The following is a 1,075-nucleotide window of genomic DNA, read 5'->3' as shown; positions in this document are numbered from 1 at the left end:
TAGAATATTAACTTTAAAAATAAAAATTATGGAAGAAAAACTGAAAATCCTTTTGTGTGAAGATGATGAGAATTTAGGTATGCTTCTTCGTGAATATTTGCAGGCGAAAGGCTTTGCGGCAACGCTTTGCCCTGATGGAGAAGTGGGGTATAGGGAGTTCCTAAAGAATAAGTTTGATATTTGCGTGCTTGATGTGATGATGCCAAAGAAAGACGGCTTTACTTTGGCACAGGAAATCCGGCAGGCTAATGCCGAGATACCAATTATTTTCCTGACAGCAAAAACGTTGAAAGACGATATTCTCGAGGGTTTTAAGATTGGTGCTGATGACTATATCACTAAGCCTTTCTCAATGGAGGAACTTGTATTCCGTATTGAGGCAATCCTACGTCGTGTTCGAGGAAAGAAGAATAAGGAGAGTACACTCTATCATATCGGTGAGTTTACTTTTGATACACAGAAGCAGTTGTTGTCGATAGGGGAGAAGCAGACCAAGTTGACAACTAAGGAGAATGAGTTGCTTGCCTTGTTATGCTCCCATGCAAACGAAATCTTGCAACGCGATTTTGCCTTGAAGACAATTTGGATTGATGATAACTATTTCAATGCTCGTTCTATGGATGTTTATATCACGAAATTGCGTAAACATCTGAAAGATGATCCGCAGATTGAGATTATCAATATTCATGGTAAAGGATATAAGTTGATAACTCCGGAGGAAGAGTAAGAGATGTTTTAATAGTTGTTTTGGCACTTGTCATTTACGATGTATCCTATAATACCTATAATGATAAGTGCCAAACCTATTAGATGCGGCAAGTTGTGCTTACCGATATCCAATAAATGTGTTACCAATAAAATAATCACACCTATATATATAATAGGTAGGCCCATATAGTGGGCAGCTTTCTTAATCATATTAGAATTCTGTCTTCTCATATTTCGAAGTTTGTCACAAAAGTACGAAAATATTTGTTTATATCATCAAAAAGCAGTATTTTTGCACCGCATTTCAAAAGAGAGAGTCTTGAACTCTGCTGTTTGGAGTGTAATTACTATTTTAATAATAATTATT

At 36.4% G+C, this 1,075-nt stretch carries 1 protein-coding gene; it reads left to right on the top strand.

All coding sequences use genetic code 11. The annotated features are described in order from the left end of the window. Window positions 1-28: 28 nt before the first annotated feature. Complete coding sequence (gene rprY / locus HMPREF9944_RS12475; RefSeq protein ID WP_008566723.1) at window positions 29-727, top strand: response regulator transcription factor RprY; 699 nt, start codon at window positions 29-31, stop codon at window positions 725-727. The last annotated feature ends 348 nt before the right edge of the window (window positions 728-1,075 follow it).

Source organism: Segatella maculosa OT 289, from assembly GCF_000243015.1.
In the GTDB taxonomy this organism is placed as follows: domain Bacteria; phylum Bacteroidota; class Bacteroidia; order Bacteroidales; family Bacteroidaceae; genus Prevotella; species Prevotella maculosa.
Note: the sequence above shows the minus strand (reverse complement) of the source record. Positions and strands in the feature narration are given on the sequence as shown.

Coding starts and splice junctions, on each gene's coding strand:
- rprY (WP_008566723.1), top strand. CDS start 29: ATGGAAGAAAAACTGAAAATCCTTTTGTGTGAAGATGATGAGAATTTA.